At 68.0% G+C, this 14958-nt stretch carries 16 protein-coding genes; 8 read left to right on the forward strand and 8 right to left on the reverse strand.

Features of this window, described 5'->3' with window-relative positions:
- The first annotated feature begins 57 nt into the window (after nt 1–57).
- The gene (locus GGR46_RS06070; protein ID WP_183995488.1) at nt 58–378 is read left to right on the forward strand and encodes a hypothetical protein; all 321 of its coding nucleotides are present in this window, start codon (nt 58–60) and stop codon (nt 376–378) included.
- A gap of 39 nt (nt 379–417) precedes the next feature.
- Here GGR46_RS06070 and GGR46_RS06075 read toward each other — a convergent pair whose 3' ends face one another.
- The 4 genes from GGR46_RS06075 to GGR46_RS06090 are packed head-to-tail and all read right to left on the reverse strand — an operon-like array spanning nt 418 to nt 4095.
- Nucleotides 418–747, reverse strand: coding sequence for a ribosomal maturation YjgA family protein (locus GGR46_RS06075; RefSeq protein WP_221262567.1), 330 nt, complete (start codon nt 745–747; stop codon nt 418–420).
- Nucleotides 748–779: 32 nt separating this feature from the next.
- A complete protein-coding gene (locus GGR46_RS06080; RefSeq protein WP_183995490.1) occupies nt 780–2600 on the reverse strand; it encodes a DUF885 domain-containing protein in 1821 nt (606 codons plus the stop codon).
- Nucleotides 2601–2651: 51 nt separating this feature from the next.
- Nucleotides 2652–3101, reverse strand: a complete 450-nt coding sequence (locus GGR46_RS06085; protein WP_183995492.1) for an NfeD family protein — start codon at nt 3099–3101, stop codon at nt 2652–2654.
- Between the two features lies 1 nt (nt 3102).
- Nucleotides 3103–4095, reverse strand: a complete 993-nt coding sequence (locus GGR46_RS06090; RefSeq protein WP_183995494.1) for an SPFH domain-containing protein — start codon at nt 4093–4095, stop codon at nt 3103–3105.
- 48 nt (nt 4096–4143) lie between these two features.
- On the opposite strand from GGR46_RS06090, the gene GGR46_RS06095 reads away from it, so the two are divergent.
- From GGR46_RS06095 to GGR46_RS06115, 5 genes are all read left to right on the forward strand, one after another.
- Nucleotides 4144–4950: an HpcH/HpaI aldolase/citrate lyase family protein gene (locus GGR46_RS06095; protein ID WP_183995496.1), complete on the forward strand. Its 807-nt coding sequence runs from the start codon at nt 4144–4146 to the stop codon at nt 4948–4950.
- A gap of 72 nt (nt 4951–5022) precedes the next feature.
- Nucleotides 5023–5520: a hypothetical protein gene (locus GGR46_RS06100; protein ID WP_221262568.1), complete on the forward strand. Its 498-nt coding sequence runs from the start codon at nt 5023–5025 to the stop codon at nt 5518–5520.
- The gene (gene guaB / locus GGR46_RS06105) at nt 5489–6946 is read left to right on the forward strand and encodes an IMP dehydrogenase (RefSeq protein ID WP_183995500.1); all 1458 of its coding nucleotides are present in this window, start codon (nt 5489–5491) and stop codon (nt 6944–6946) included. The genes GGR46_RS06100 and guaB overlap by 32 nt, the downstream gene beginning before the upstream one ends.
- Nucleotides 6947–7034: 88 nt before the next feature.
- Complete coding sequence (locus tag GGR46_RS06110) at nt 7035–8066, forward strand: phosphatase PAP2 family protein (RefSeq protein ID WP_343058039.1); 1032 nt, start codon at nt 7035–7037, stop codon at nt 8064–8066.
- A gap of 34 nt (nt 8067–8100) precedes the next feature.
- A complete protein-coding gene (locus GGR46_RS06115) occupies nt 8101–8523 on the forward strand; it encodes a hypothetical protein (RefSeq protein WP_183995503.1) in 423 nt (140 codons plus the stop codon).
- Nucleotides 8524–8527: 4 nt separating this feature from the next.
- Here GGR46_RS06115 and GGR46_RS06120 read toward each other — a convergent pair whose 3' ends face one another.
- Nucleotides 8528–9850 carry an SAM-dependent methyltransferase gene (locus tag GGR46_RS06120; RefSeq protein ID WP_183995505.1) on the reverse strand — a complete coding sequence of 441 codons (1323 nt, stop codon included), beginning with the start codon at nt 9848–9850 and terminating at the stop codon, nt 8528–8530.
- A gap of 91 nt (nt 9851–9941) precedes the next feature.
- Nucleotides 9942–11111 carry a formate-dependent phosphoribosylglycinamide formyltransferase gene (purT, locus tag GGR46_RS06125; protein ID WP_183995507.1) on the reverse strand — a complete coding sequence of 390 codons (1170 nt, stop codon included), beginning with the start codon at nt 11109–11111 and terminating at the stop codon, nt 9942–9944.
- 223 nt (nt 11112–11334) lie between these two features.
- On the opposite strand from purT, the gene GGR46_RS06130 reads away from it, so the two are divergent.
- Together GGR46_RS06130 and GGR46_RS06135 are read left to right on the forward strand one after the other, a co-directional pair.
- A complete protein-coding gene (locus tag GGR46_RS06130) occupies nt 11335–12519 on the forward strand; it encodes an RsmB/NOP family class I SAM-dependent RNA methyltransferase (protein ID WP_183995509.1) in 1185 nt (394 codons plus the stop codon).
- Complete coding sequence (locus GGR46_RS06135) at nt 12516–13058, forward strand: tetratricopeptide repeat protein (protein WP_246425905.1); 543 nt, start codon at nt 12516–12518, stop codon at nt 13056–13058. Before GGR46_RS06130 ends, GGR46_RS06135 begins: the two co-directional genes overlap by 4 nt.
- Nucleotides 13059–13149: 91 nt before the next feature.
- Here the strand turns inward: GGR46_RS06135 and rsmA are convergent, their stop codons facing one another.
- A complete protein-coding gene (rsmA, locus tag GGR46_RS06140) occupies nt 13150–13965 on the reverse strand; it encodes a 16S rRNA (adenine(1518)-N(6)/adenine(1519)-N(6))-dimethyltransferase RsmA (protein WP_183995511.1) in 816 nt (271 codons plus the stop codon).
- On the reverse strand, nt 13962–14957 hold the full coding sequence (gene pdxA / locus GGR46_RS06145) for a 4-hydroxythreonine-4-phosphate dehydrogenase PdxA (protein ID WP_183995513.1): 996 nt from the start codon (nt 14955–14957) through the stop codon (nt 13962–13964). The genes rsmA and pdxA overlap by 4 nt, the downstream gene beginning before the upstream one ends.
- Nucleotide 14958: the final 1 nt, after the last annotated feature.

A 14958-nucleotide genomic window follows, 5' to 3' on the forward strand; every position in this document is an offset into this window, starting at 1 on the left:
CGCGCGGATATGCTAGATACGCTCCCGTTCCGAACCCCATCGTAACAGGAGCAGATTATGAGCATTCTCGACGGTATCCTCGGCCAGGTCACGCAGAACGCGGACATCGCCAATCTCGCAGCCAAGGTCGGGCTCTCGCCCGAGCATGTCGAGCAGGCCGTGCAGGCGCTCGCCAAGTTCCACCCGATGGACGTCGACACCGCCGAAGGCGCGGCGGAGCACACCGGTCTGCCGGTGGACAAGCTCCAGGAGATCATCGGCCATATCGGCGGTGAGGGCTCGCTCGGGCATTTCGCCGACCTGCTCAAGGGCGACGCCGGCGGCGTGCTCGGCCAGATTGGCGGCCTCGCTTCGGGCCTGCTCGGCGGGAAGCAGTAAACCCGCTATCCGCCATCCCCGCGAGAGCGGGGGTGGCGGTCATCTATGGATGAAGCGCTCCGCCGCCAGCGCCAGCAGCGCTCCCGCCGCATAGGCGACGAAATCCAGCCACTCGAAGCTTCCGCCCAGCACGACGGCGATGACCGGGTTGCCGCGCAGCCCGATCAGGTCGAGCAGGTTCACCGCCTGGCCGAACTCGATCAGCGCACCGATCGCGAAGGCCAGCACCGCCGCCGGGAGAACCCGTAGCGGCAGCACCGCGCGCAGCCCGCAATAGACCAGCACCACCGCCAGCACGTCGCCCAGATAGGGCCGGACGAAGCGATCGCGCACGAACAGCGCGATCGCCACCTCCACCGCGAACAGCAAAGCCGCGGCCAGTGCGTAACGCGGGCGCCCGCTCAGGCCTGGCGCTCCGCGACGTGCCGGTCGATCACATGGCCCAGCACGGTCATCGGCACGTTTCCGCCCAGCACCACCGCGTCGTTGAAGGCACGGAAGTCGTAGCGGTCGCCCAGCGCCGCCTTCGCCTTGTCGCGCAGGCGGTTGATCTCGCTATGGCCCACCTTGTAGCCGCAGGCCTGGCCCGGCCAGGAGCAATAGCGGTCGACCTCGCCCGAGACTTCCTCGACCGAGGAACCGTTGGCGGTGACGAACCAGTCGATCGCCTGCTGGCGCGTCCAGCGCTTGGCGTGGAGGCCGGTATCGACCACCAGCCGGCAGGCGCGGAAGCCGAGCGACTGGAGATAGCCGAGCTTCTCCGCCGGGTTCTCGGCATAGACGCCCAGCTCGTCGGCCAGCTGCTCGGCATAGAGCGCCCAGCCTTCCGAATAGGCGTTGAACGCCAGGATGCTGCGGATCAGCGGCATCTTGTTGGCATATTCGCCCTGCCAGACATGGCCCGGAATGCCCTCGTGATAGGCGAGGTCGGGCACGCTGAAGCGCGTGTGCAACGCCGTGGTGCGCAGGTTGAGCCAGATCTTGCCGGGGACGGTACCGTCGATCGATCCCGGGCCGCCATAGGCGCCGGCTGCCCCCGGTTCCTCCTCGAGCGGCAGGCGGCGCACTTCGAGATTGCCCTTCACCAGCGTGTGGAAGGCCTGGGGCATGCGGCCGCGGATATCGTCGACGCGCTCCTGCATGAACTTGATGATCTCGGCGCGGCCGGCGTCATTGTCCGGGAAGGTGAAGCGCGGATCCTTGGCGAGCGCTTCCATCCGCGCGCCCACCGAACCCTGGCTATAGCCTTCCTTCTTGAGGATCCCGTCCATCTCGGACTGGATCTTCGCCAACTGGTCGAGGCCCATCTGGTGGACTTCGTCGGGCGTCATGCTGGTCGTGGTGCCCGCGCTCAGCGCCCAGGCGTAATAGGCGTCGCCGTCCTTGAACTTCCACACGCCGGCATCGCTGGTCGCGCGGGCGCGGTGCTTCTCCAGCTCGGCGATCTGGCGGTCCAGGGCGGGGGTCAGCTTGTCCTTGGCGAGCAGCCAGGCGCGCTCGCCGAAATCGCCCTGCATCCCCGCAGTGCGATTGGCGACCGAGGTCACCACGCCCCAGCCCGCCGGATTGCCGCTGCGGACCAGCTTGATCTGCTTCAGGCACTTGTCGAGCAGGAAGTCGGGGGCGATCACGCCCTTGCGCGCCGCCAGCTTCAGCCGCTCGGTCTCGCTGTCCAGCTGCTCGGCATAGCTCTCCAGCCGGTCGAGATAGGCTTCGCCGTCCTCCGGGCTGGCGATCTGGTGATCGCTGTCGAGCATGCGCGGCGTGTCGATATAGGCGCCGACATTCTGCACCACGACATAGGGCGTGTTGCGCCAGCTGCCGGTCGCGACGTCGCCATAGCCGAAGGCGAAGCCCTTCAGCGCGTTGGAATGGCTGGCCTGGATCACGTCGATATGGGTGCGCATCGCCGGGCTCAGCGCGTTGAGGTCGAGCTTGGCGATATCGGCCAGGACCTGCTTCAGATTGGCGGCGATCTTCGCCTGGCCCTTTACCGAGCGGTCCATCAGCTGGTGCTTCAGATTGGCGCGCTTGTCCTTGTCGACGCCCAGAGTCGTCGCCGTCTCGGGATAGTCGCGCAGCATCTGCTCGGCGGCACGGTCGATCAGCGCCTGGGCGGGGGCGTCGTTCGGGGCGAACAGGGCGCGGGCGGCGGCGGGAGAACCGGCAAGCGCGAGCGTAGAGCCCGCGCCGAGCAGCAACTGGCGGCGAGTGGTATCCAACTTCAAACTCCCAAAATCACCCCGCGAAGGCGGGGATGACGAACAGAAAACTCAGGCGGGCTCGACGTCGAGCGAGCCGCTACGGGCACCGGTGATGCGGACATGCGCGCCGACGGGGGTGTCGGGGCCATGGGCCGGCCATTCGCCGTCGCCCACCTTCACCCGGCCCTGGCCCGCGACGATCGGCTCGACCACGGTGACCACCTGGCCGATCAGCCGGGCGACGCGGTCGTTGAGCAGCGGGTCTGCGCTCGGCACCGGGTTCTGGCGGTACCAGCGCCGCCCGACCGCCACGGCCGCAGCCGACGCCGCGGCGAACAGGAACACTTCGAACACCAGGTCGAACGCGGGCACCAGCAACGTCGCCACCCCGGTCACCGCCGCGCCGGCGGCGATGAAGACCAGGAAGATGCCCGGTGCCAGCAGCTCGGCGATCGCCAGCACCGCGGCAAGGATCAGCCAGGCCAGACCCGGCACGGCGAGCAGTTGGTTGAAGTCCATCTCACCCCTCCTTGGGTTCGAACGGCCGCGGGCGCGGCGGGGCAGGGGGCGCCGGGGGACGCGGCGCGCCGCCATTGCCACCACCACCCAGCGCTTCCTTTGCTAGCTCGCCGATGCCGCCCAGCGTGCCGATCAGCTGCGTTGCCTCGACCGGGAACAGGATGGTCTTGGCATTGGGCGAAGTGGCGAATTTGCCGACCGCCTCGACATATTTCTGCGCGATGAAATAGTTGAGCGACTGGCTCGATCCCGCCTCGATCGCGTCCGACACCAGCTGCGTCGCCTTGGCTTCCGCCTCGGCCGAACGCTCGCGCGCCTCGGCGTCGCGGAAGGCGGCCTCGCGCCGGCCCTCGGCCTCGAGGATCTTGGACTGTTTCTGGCCCTCGGCGCGCAGGATCTCCGAAGCACGGGTACCCTCGGCCTCGAGGATGTTGGCGCGCTTCTCGCGCTCCGCCTTCATCTGCCGGCCCATCGCGTTGACGATGTCGGCGGGCGGGCGGATGTCCTTGATCTCGACACGCGTGATCTTCACGCCCCAGGGCGTCGTCGCATGATCGACCACCGAGAGCAGCCGCGCGTTGATCTCGTCGCGCTTCGACAGCGTCTCGTCCAGGTCCATCGAGCCCATCACCGTGCGCAGGTTGGTCGTGGTGAGCTGGAGCAGCGCGATATAGAGGTCGCTCACCTCATAGGCCGCCTTGGCCGCGTCGAGGACCTGGAAGAACACCACGCCGTCGGTGGAGATCATCGCATTGTCCTTGGTGATGATCTCTTGGCCGGGGATGTCGATCACCTGCTCCATCATGTTCACCCGCCGGCCGACCCGGTAGAAGAAGGCGGGATAGAAGTTGAAGCCCGGCCCGGCGACGCTGGTGAAGCGGCCGAAATGCTCGATCGTGTACTGATAGCCCTGGCGGACGATCGTCACGCTGGAGAAGAGGTAGAGCACGACGACCACGGCCACCGCGCCCAGGAAAACATTGAGTACGAGCATTCCGACTCCCCCTTCACGATTTGCTTCTTGCTAGCATAGAGAGGGGCCATGACCACAGCCCGTCTCGCACCGCGCACCGCCCTGTTCCTGCCGGCCTCCAATCCGCGCGCGATCGAGAAGGCGCGGGGCCTCTCCGCCGACCTGGTGATCCTTGACCTGGAGGATGCCGTGAAGGACGCGGACAAGGCGACTGCCCGCATCGCCGCGGTGGAGGCGGTGGCACAGGGTTTCGGCCCGCGTCTCGCCGCGATCCGGCTGAACGGGATCGAGTCGGGCGAGCATCTGGAGGATGTCGCCGCAGTCGCCGCCTCGCGCGCGGACTTCGCAGTACTGCCCAAGGCCGAGAGCGCGGCCGATGTCGCGCAGGTCGCCAGGGCGCTCGGCAAGCCGCTGCTCGCGATGATCGAGACTCCGCTCGGGGTGCTCGCCGCGGCCGATATCGCCGCGGTGCCCGGTGTGTCGGGGCTCATCGCGGGCACCAACGATCTCGCCGCCTCGCTCCGCCTGCCGCCGTCCAGCGGCCGCGCCCAGATGGGCGTGGCGCTCCAGACCATCGTCCTCGCCGCCCGCGCCAGCCAGGTCTGGGCGCTGGACGGCGTGTTCAACCGGCTCGACGATCCCGAAGGGCTTGCGGCCGAATGCGGCGAGGGCCGGGCGCTCGGTTATGACGGCAAGTCGTTGATCCATCCCAACCAGATCGAGATCGCCGCCCGGGTCTTCGGTCCCAGCGAAGCCGAGCGCGCCGATGCCCGGGCGCTGATCGCGGCGGCGACGGGCGGCGCCGAGCGCTACGAAGGGCGGATGATCGAGACGATGCACGTCGATCAGGCCCGTGCGCTGCTCGATCGCATTTGAGATACCGCCACTACGGAACATTTCGCTGCCTAAGGGCGACCACGTAGGCCTGACTTATCCTATGATAAAAGCATGCCCGGCTTACCCATTTTGCACCGTGACTTGCTCGCCGCGCTCGACGAGATCGAGATGCTGATCGCACAGCCCGAGCTCGACCAGCTCCGGCTCTCGCGCGTCCGCCTCTACATCTCCAAGGTCAATGGTGAGCGCCGCAACAAGGTCGATCAGCTCTGCCAGGAGCTCGAGCGCCAGGCGACCGGCGTCCTTGCCGATCAGCTCGCGGCGCTTCGCCAGGCGAATATCGAGAAGCGCATCGAGTACACGATGCACGTCGGTTCCTGGGGGCCGCGTGAGGTCGCGGCTGACTGGCCCGGCTATTGCCGTGCCTCGGTGGCGCTCGCCCGCAGCATCCGCGAGCAGGTCGCGATCGAGCAGGCACTGCTTTGCATGACGTCAGAAAACGCCGACCCCCTAGCGCTTTCCAACCCTCGCGGTTACATGGGCCGCCAACTTCCGAATCAGGACATTGGCGCACCCCATGGACATCCCCCTCGGCCTCACCTTCGATGACGTTCTCCTCTATCCGGGAGAATCCGAAGTCCTGCCGAGCATGGCCGACACCCGCACGCGGGTAACGCGCGGCCTTTCGCTCAACATTCCGATCCTCTCTTCGGCGATGGATACCGTCACCGAAGCCGACATGGCGATCGTCATGGCGCAGCTCGGCGGTATCGGCGTGCTCCACCGCAATCTCGACATCGAGGAGCAGGTGGAAGCGGTCCGCGCGGTCAAGCGCTTCGAGAGCGGCATGGTCGTCAACCCGATCACCATCGCCCCCAACGGCACGCTGGCCGAGGCCCGCGCGCTGATGGCCCAGCACAAGATCAGCGGCGTTCCCGTGGTCGAGGCCAGCGGCAAGCTCGCCGGCATCCTCACCAACCGCGACGTCCGCTTCGCCGAGCGGCTCGACCAGCCGGTCGCCGAGCTGATGACGCACGAGAACCTCGTCACCGTCCGCGCCGGCGTCAGCTCGGAAGAGGCGCGCCGCCTGCTCCATTCGCGCCGCATCGAGAAGCTGCTGGTCGTCGACGATGCCTATCGCTGCGTCGGCCTGATCACGGTGAAGGACATCGAGAAGGCAGTGAACTATCCGTCGGCCACCAAGGACGCCGCCGGCCGCCTCTGCGTCGCCGCCGCCACCACCGTCGGCGACAAGGGCTTTGCGCGCACCGAGGCGCTGGTCGATGCCGAGGTCGACCTGATCGTGATCGACACCGCGCATGGCCATAATGTCGAGGTCAGCCGCGCCGTCGAGCGGGTGAAGAAGCTCTCCAACCGCGTCCAGGTGATCGCGGGCAACATCGCCACCGCCGAAGCCGCCAAGGCGCTGATCGACGCGGGTGCCGACGGCATCAAGGTCGGCATCGGCCCGGGCTCGATCTGCACCACCCGCGTCGTCGCGGGCGTCGGCGTGCCGCAGCTCACCGCGGTGATGGAAGCCGCCAACGAAGCAGCAAAGCACGACGTGCCGGTGGTCGCCGATGGCGGCATCCGCACCTCGGGCGACGTCGCCAAGGCGATCGCCGCCGGCGCCTCGACTGCGATGATCGGCTCGCTGCTTGCGGGCACCGAGGAAGCGCCGGGCGAGACGTTCCTCTACCAGGGCCGCGCCTACAAGTCGTACCGCGGCATGGGCTCGGTCGGTGCGATGGCGCGCGGCTCGGCCGATCGCTATTTCCAGCAGGACGTCAAGGACCAGCTCAAGCTGGTGCCCGAGGGCATCGAGGGCCAGGTCGCGTTCAAGGGCCCGGCGAAGGACGTGATCCACCAGCTGGTCGGCGGCGTGAAGGCGTCGATGGGCTATGTCGGCGCCGCGACGATCCCCGAATTCCAGAAGAAGGCCCGCTTCGTCCGCATCACCAATGCGGGCCTGCGCGAGAGCCACGTCCATGACGTGACGATCACCCGCGAGGCGCCGAACTACCCGACGCGCTGAGCGCCGGGTCCCGATCGAGGACGGGCGGGCAGGCGGGCCCGCCCGAAGCGATTGCGCCCGCGCGCCAATCCGCTATCCATGGCGGATAGTGCCAAGTTTCGATCGCGCCCGGCCGGTGCCGGGCAATGCCCTGTTTCGCCCGCTCCGTGCAGCGCCCGAGATTTCCGCCAACCCCGTTTCGGACCATCGCCTGCTTTCCTCGACCGGCTTCTCCACGATGCAATTGTGGGGCGCGCTGGGCTTGAGCGTCGCGATCTGCACGCTGCTGCTGTGGAAGGCCGGGCTCCGGATAGACCTGTTGCGGCCGAGCAATGCGCCCTATTTCATCGGGCTCGCGCTCACCTTCGCCGTCCGGCCCGCGCTTGCCCGGACCGGCTTGCGCTGGAAGCAGCCGCTCTCCGACGGCGCGGAATATGTCGGCCTGTTCACGGCGATGGCCCTGCTCGGCGCCGTGAGCACCTATCCGCTGGCGGCGCTGTCGCATGGCTTTGCCGATGCCCCGCTCCAGCGCATTGACGAGGCGCTGCGCTTCCACTGGCTCGCCTGGTACGAGATGGTCGCGGCACATCGCAGCCTCCAGATCCTCGGCGTGGCGGCCTATCAGTGCATCTATGTGATCCCCGCCGCGCTGCTCGCCGCCTTCGCGATCCGCGGCCAGCGGCGCGAGGCGCACCGTTTCCTCGCGAGCTTCTGGCTGGCCGCGATGATCACCCTGACCCTCTACCTGTTCATGCCGGCCGTCGGCCCGCTATCCTATCTGTGGAAGGGGCCGATCCCCTATATGCCGACCAGTGCGATCTGGCAGGAGCAGCTCATTCCGGCGCTGCGGGCGCATCAGATGACGCAGATCAACCTGAACGAGCTGCGCGGCCTGGTTTCGGCGCCGAGCTTCCACACCGCGTCCGTCGTCCTGTACATTGCCGCCGCGTGGCACAGCGGGCCGCTGCGCTGGCCACTGATCTGCCTGAGCCTCGCGATGCTCGTGTCCGTGCCCGTCGAAGGCACCCATTATCTGACGGACATGCTCATCGGCGCGGCCGTTGCCCTGGTCGGGGTGTTCGCCGCATCGAAGCTGATCGATCGGTCCGGCACCGCGGCGCCTGTGGCCCGGCAGGAGTAAGCGTCTGGAAAGACATTTGCTCCATTGTGAAGCAATGTCCCGGCGTCTCGATATCCTCTCCCGCCATCATGATCGCCTGATCGAGATCATGGTCACTGCCCGAAGCCAGATCACCGATTCCGTGAAGGATGCGGATCTGGACGCCCTGCGCCATCTGCGCCGCGAGATGGTCGAGGCGCTGGCCGCCTATCAGCGCTTCGTCCATGAAGAAATCTACGAGCCGGCCCAGCAGGGCGTCGGATCGGAAGAGGCATGCCGCGACGCCCGCGCTCTGAAGATCGACTGCATCCAGCTGCAGCGCGACTATGACGATTTCTGCCTGCGCTGGGCGCGGCGCCATGTCCTTGAGAACTGGCCGGAATATCGCCTGAGCGCGAACGTGATGATGAAGCACGTGAAGGACCACATCGCGCAGGTCTGCGAGCGGCGGAAGGGCTGGAACGGGCAGGCTGCCTGAGCGCCTATCGGTAAAGGTCCGCGCGTGAAGGCGGCAGCCCCGCCGGTCCGCCCTGCCGCTTCGTCGCGAGCGTCTGGAACACGAGGCAGGTGCCCCGCTCGAAGGCCTGGGCGAACAGGGTGAAATAGAGCAGCCACAGCCGTGTCCTTCCGGCCCCGATCTCGCGCTCGGCGGTTTCGCGGTGGCTCCAGAGGCGCTCTGCCCACAGCTCCAGCGTGCGCTGGTAATGCCCGCGCCAATTCTCCACGTCGTGCACTTCGAAGCCGTACCGTTCCAGATTGGTCACCGTCATGCCGACATGATCGAGCGCACCGCCGGGGAAGATGAACCGCGTGATCACGCGCTGATAGGCCGTCGGCTTGCGAAAGCGGGCAAGGTCCCGCGTCGCGCGGCGCGTGGTCGCCTGATGCAGATAGCGCCCGCGCGGGCGCAGCAGGCGATGCATCAGCGCGAAATGGCGATCGTGATTGTCGAAGCCGAGATGCTCGAACATCTCGATCTGCGCGATGGCGTCATAGCGCTGCTCGCTGTCGAGCGTGCGATAGTCGCGCAGCTCGATCGTGATCCGATCGGCCAGCCCCAGCCGCGCGATCTTCTCCTGCGCGAAGTCGAATTGCTCCTGCGACAGCGTGACGCCGTGTACCGTCACGCCGAAATGGCGCGCGGCATGGCAGGCAAGGCCGGCCCAGCCGCAGCCGATGTCGAGCAGGTGCATGCCCGGCTCCAGCCGCAGCTTGCGGCAGATCATGTCGAGCTTGGCCTGCTGGGCGGCATCGAGCCCGGTCGGGCCTTCGGGAAAATAGGCGGAGGAATAGACCATCTCCGTGCCGAGGAAGAGCGCGTAGAAGGCGTTCGACACGTCATAGTGGAAGCGGATCAGCGCACCGTCGTCACGGCCCGACTCGGGCGAATCCGCGACGCCTCCCGCATAGGCCAGGGCGCGCGGTGCCGCGGATGCGGTTGGCGCCGTGAGCAAGGTCAGCAGCTGCCGGGCGATGCGCCGGCGCGGGAGTGCGCGCGGCATGGCCAGTGCCCGCATATGGTCCCAGCGCCGGGCGGCCTCCAGCGGCGAGCCGCCTTCGATGGCCAGCTCGCCCGCGGCGTAGAGCTCGAACAGGGTCATCAGCCCGGGCCTGAGCAACAGCCGCCGTGCCGCGCCCGGAGACGCCACGGTCAGCAGGATGTCGCTGCGCGCGCCGTCTCCCAGCGGAACGATCCGCCCGTCCCACAGCCTGAGCGAGAGATCGGCCTGGAGATGCGTGGCGACGATCCGCGCGATCGCTTCCGCCGCGTCCGCCGCACGATCGCCCGTCTTGCCCGCCCGCATCTGCCCTCCGCCCATGGTGACATGGGCCGGGCCTTAGCGCGAAACAGGCTCTCCAATAGCTGCGGAAGACCCTAGTTCCGCCGCGTCGATCTCAGACGTCGTAGCCGATCCGCACCTTGCCCGCCGCCTCGGCGGCCACCCGCCGCGCTGCATCGGTATCCTCCGCAAGCGCCAGCGCCACGCCCATGCGGCGATAGGGTCGCGAATTCGGCTTGCCGAAGATGCGCACGTCCACTCCGCCGCCCTCGGTCGCCAGCGCCTCGGCCAGCCCTTCGTACGACAGCGTCTCCGAGGCGCGGTCCGCCAGGATCACCGCGCTCGCCGAGGGGCCGCGCAGCGTGATCGCCGGGATCGGCAGGCCCATCACCGCGCGCGCATGCAGGTCGAACTCGCTGAGGTTCTGCGAGATCAGGGTCACCATGCCGGTGTCGTGCGGGCGCGGCGAAAGCTCGGAGAAGATCACTTCCTCGCCCTTCACGAAGAACTCGACGCCGAAGATGCCATGGCCCCCCAGATCGTCGACCACCTTGCGCGCCATGTCCTGCGCGTCGGCGATCGCCTGGGCCGACATGGCTGCGGGCTGCCAGCTCTCCTGATAGTCGCCGCGCTCCTGGCGATGGCCGATCGGCGGGCAGAACAGCACGCCGTCCCGGGTGCGGATCGTCAGCAGGGTGATCTCATAGTCGAAGGCGACGAACTCCTCGACGATCACCCGCTTGCGGTCGCCGCGCATGTTGGCGACGGCATAGTCCCAGGCCGCTTCCAGCGCGCCGGCATCGCGCACCGTGCTCTGGCCCTTGCCCGAGGAGGACATGACCGGCTTGATCACGCAAGGGAGCCCCGTGTGCTCGGCGCCCGCCAGCACTTCCTCCAGCGACTCCGCATAGCGGTAGCGCGAGGTGCGCAGCCCCAGCTCGACGGCCGCGACTTCGCGGATGCCGTCGCGGTTCATCGTCATCTGGGTGGCGCGGGCGGACGGGACGATGGTGAAGCCCTCGGCCTCCAGTTCGGCCAGCACTTCGGTGCGGATCGCCTCGACTTCGGGGACGACATAGTCCGGCCGGTGCTTTTCCACCGCGGCGCGCAGCAGCTCGCCGTCGAGCATCGAGAACACTTCGAAGCCGTCCGCGACCTGCATGGCGGGCGCGCCCGCATAGGCGTCGCAGGCGATCACATGGGCGCCCAGCCGTTTGGCCGAGATCACGAACTCGCGGCCGAGTTCGCCCGAGCCGAGGAGCAGGATCTTCGCCGTGAACGCCATGTGCTTGCCTTCCTGATTGGTTGGCGCGTCACTGGCGGGATCGGGCGGGCTTGTCCACCGTCCCGGCGTCCGCGCAGATTTCGCTACCAATGTAGGATTTCCTCTGCTTGAGCAGAGCAATGCCGTGCGCGCCGAAAAACTGCCTGCTTCCCGAACGCACCGGGCCCGACTGCGCAAAGTGGAATGATTTGGCCCGACTCCCTTCACTTTCGAGGGCGAGTCAATGAATCCCTCAGCCCGTCTTCAGGCAGCGATCGACCTGCTCGACAGGATCACCGCCGCCGCCCGCGATCAGGGCGGTTCGGCCGACACGATCATCGCCAGGTGGTTCGCCGAGCGCCGCTATGCGGGCTCCAAGGACCGCCGCGCGATCCGCGAGCTGGTCTATGATGCGGTCCGTATGCTCGGCGAGCGTCCCGAGAGCGGTCGCGCCGCGATGCTGGCGCTGGTCGAGCGGCGCCCCGAGCTGGCCGAGCTGTTCGACGGTTCGCCCTATGGCCCTGCGGGCATCGTTCCCGGCGAGCCGGTCGCCGAAGCCGGTGTGCTGCCGCGCTGGCTGGCCGATGCCTTTGCCGACTCCGGCCTCGATGCCGACGAACAGGCGGCGTTGCTCGAGCGCGCGCCGCTCGATCTGCGGGTCAACACGCTCAAGGCGGCGCCTGCCGTGATCCAGGCCGAGATCAGCGGATCCGTGCCGCTGCCCTGCCTGCCCGCCGGCCTGCGCGTGCCTTCGGACAGTCCGGTCGAGCAGCTTCCCGCCTATAAGGACGGCCAGTTCGAAGTGCAGGACGCCGGCAGCCAGTTCGTCAGCCTGGCGGCAGGCGCGGAGCGCGGCCAGCATGTGATCGACCTGTGTGCCGGCGGCGGTGGCAAGACGCTGGCGCTGGCGGCGGCGATGGCCAATCACGGCTCGATCCTCGCCTGCGACATCGATCGGCCCCGGCTTTCCCGCCTGATGCCGCGTGCCGAGCGGGCAGGGGTCGGCATTGTCGAGACCCGTCTGCTCAATCCCAACCAGGAGACGAGCATGCTGGCCGACCAGGCCGGCCGCGCCGATGTGGTGCTGGTCGATGCTCCCTGTTCGGGCACCGGCACCTGGCGCCGCAATCCGGAGGCGCGCTGGCGGCTCAACCCGCAGCGGCTCGATCGCTATGTCGCGACCCAGGCGGCGTTGCTCGACATCGCCGCCGATCTCGTCCGTCCCGGTGGCGTGCTGGTCCATGTCGTCTGCTCGCTGCTCGATGCCGAAGGGGCGGGGCAGGCCGAGGCGTTCCTCGCCCGCCATCCGGGCTGGGAAGCGGAGCCGCTGGCGCTCGGTGCGGGCACGCCGCGCGGCCCCGGTGTTCGCTTCACCCCGCTAAGGGACTCGACCGACGGCTTTTTTGTCGCGAGGATGCGGCGGCCATGATAGCGACCGGCAAGATTTCGGAGAATGTGATGCGGTTCACTGCGATTGGAGCGGCTGGTGCGTTGCTGCTGCTCTCGGTTTCCACCTCGCTGATGGCGCAGCGTGCGGACGATCAGATCGATCCACGCTCGGTCGAGCTGGTCAAGCAGGGCCGCGCCATGCTGGCCGCGGGCAATGCCGAAGGTGCTGGCGACATATTGGAAAGCGCACTGGCGGTCGATCCGCGCAACCGCGACGCCTATCTGGTGCTGGCCGACATCGCCCGGAAGGGTAACCTGCCCGGCAAGGCGATCCGCCTTTATCGCGAGGCGCTGAGCCTCGAGCCCAACGACACCGCCGCGCTGCGCGGCCAGGGCGAGGCGATGGTCGCCAAGGGCGCGATGGAGCGGGCCAAGGAGAATCTCGGCAAGATCGAGAAGCTCTGCGCCAAGGGCTGCGGCGATGCGACTCAGCTCTCGGCGGTGATTGCCAAGGGTCCTCCGGTCACCACTGCCCAGGCCGATCCGGCGCCCACGGCGAGCCCGACGGCCAAGCCCTGACGGGCTTGTAATGTAGGATTTCGTCTGGCTGGATGGGGCGGTTCGGTGAAAGCCGAGCCGCTCTTTGACAATCTGAAAGGTGCCAGGCGGGTCAGCCCAGCGTCCGGGCCAGCGCGACGAATTCCGCCATCGTTACCGTCTCGGCGCGCCGGGCGGAATCGATGCCAAGCGTTTCCATCGCCTCGAGCGCACCGGGCACGCCCTTCAGGCTCTGGCGCAGCATCTTGCGGCGCTGGCCGAAGGCAGCGGCGGTGAGGTTCTCCAGCGTCTTCAGCCTTACGCCCTCGGGTGCTTCGGCGGGGACGATATGGACGACGGCCGACATCACCTTGGGCGGCGGGGTGAAGGCCGAGCGATGGACGTTCATCGCGATCTTCGGGGTCGAGCGCCACTGGGCGAGCACCGCCAGGCGGCCATAATGCTCGGTCCCCGCCGCGGCGACGATCCGTTCGGCGACTTCCTTCTGGAACATCAGCGTCAGGCTCGCCCACCACGGCTCCCATTCGGCCGAGAGCCAGCCGACCAGCAGCGCGGTGCCCACATTATAGGGCAGGTTGGCGACGACGTGCGGCTTGCCCTCGAACAGTGCCGGAGCATCGACTTCCAGCGCATCGCCCTCGATGACGCGGAGCTTGCCGGGGAAGAAGCCGCCAAGCTCTTCCAGCGCCGGGATGCAGCGCCGGTCGCGCTCCACCGCGGTGACGCTGGCGCCGCCCTGGAGCAGCGCGCGGGTCAGGCCGCCGGGGCCGGGGCCGACCTCGAACACTTCGGCGCCGTCGATCTTGCCCGGCACCTTGGCGATACGGGAGAGCAGCTGGTGGTCGAACAGGAAATTCTGGCCCAGCGCCTTGCTCGCGCTGAGACCATATTTGCTGATGACTTCCCGGAGAGGTGGAAGCTCGCTCACGCCGCGGTTTCGGCCCTGCGCTGGGCCGCGCTCGCCGCCATCTTGATCGCGGCGATCATCGCGCCGGGATTGGCCTCGTCCTTGCCGGCGATGCCGAAGGCGGTGCCATGGTCGGGCGAGGTGCGGACGATGGGCAGGCCGAGGGTGATGTTCACACCCTCGTCGAAGTGCAGCGTCTTGATCGGGATCAGCGCCTGGTCGTGCGTCGGGCAGAGCGCCGCGTCATAGCCGGCACGGGCCCGGGGATAGAACATCGCGTCGGCGGCGAAGGGGCCGACCGCGTCGATCCCTTCCTCGCGGAGCATGGCGATGGCGGGCTGGAGGACGTCGATCTCCTCGCGTCCGATCTGGCCGCTCTCGCCGGCATGCGGGTTGAGCCCGGCAAAGGCGAGGCGCGGGCGTTCGATGCCGAAGTTGCGCAGCAGGCCCCGTGCCGTCACCCGCGCCTTGGCGAGGATCAGCTCGGTGGTCAGCAGGCTCGGCACGCTGGCGATGGAGACATGGACGGTGATCGGCACCACCCGCAGCGTCGGCCCGGCGAGCATCATCACGGCATTCTCGGGCGAGATGCCGCAGCGTTCGGCGACGAACTCGGTCTGGCCGGGATGGGTGAAGCCGATCTTGTAGAGCTGGACCTTGGAGACCGGCCCGGTCACCACGCCGCCCGCGGCGCCGGCATTGGCCAGCCCCACCGCCAGTTCGAGCGATTGCAGCGCGGCCTTGGCGCTGGCCTCGTCCGGACTGCCGGGTGTCACCTCGCAGGTGTCGCCGACCGGGAGCACCGGCAGTGCCTCGCCAAAGGCCTGGGCGGCCTGGTCGGGATTGGTGATACGGGCGATGGGGCCGTCCCACACCCGCTCCACCGCATCAGGACAGCCAATCGCAAAGAAGGGCGCGAGCGAATGCAGCTCGCGCGCCTTCCATGCCTTGGCGGTGATCTCCGGGCCGATTCCGGCCGAATCGCCCATCGATATGGCGAGCGGCCGGATCACC

Origin of the sequence: Sphingomonas kyeonggiensis (assembly GCF_014196745.1) — a bacterium.
In the GTDB taxonomy this organism is placed as follows: Bacteria; Pseudomonadota; Alphaproteobacteria; order Sphingomonadales; family Sphingomonadaceae; genus Sphingomonas; species Sphingomonas kyeonggiensis.